This is a genomic window from Chromohalobacter sp. HP20-39, assembly GCF_033052815.1.
Lineage (GTDB): Bacteria > Pseudomonadota > Gammaproteobacteria > Pseudomonadales > Halomonadaceae > Chromohalobacter.
The window spans coordinates 1-278 of sequence record NZ_JAWHTP010000600.1; the positions used below are offsets into that span (position 1 = coordinate 1).

Below are 278 nucleotides of genomic sequence, written 5' to 3' on the forward strand. Positions count from 1 at the left end.
CGGCCGCCCGGCAACCTGCGCGTGTCGGAGCCGGGCGCCTCCGACCGGCCGACCACGGCGATGCTGAAAGCCGATATCGACAGCGGCGCCACGGGGGACAAGATCGCCGTCTACGACCTGGGCCTGTCGTCGCTCGGGACCGATGACGAGGCGGCCGGCTCCGCACCGTCGCATCAGCGTATCGCGCTGGCGCGCGAGACCGAGGCGGCGTCCGCGAAGGTCAGGCGCGCCGCACGGTCGCCCAGCCTGGACGCCTGGATCGTGCTGGGGTTCAGCGG

At 73.7% G+C, this 278-nt stretch carries 1 protein-coding gene; it reads left to right on the forward strand.

Features of this window, described 5'->3' with window-relative positions:
• The coding region (locus RVY79_RS19345; RefSeq protein WP_317466191.1) for a hypothetical protein at window positions 1–278 on the forward strand (278 nt) is incomplete at both ends.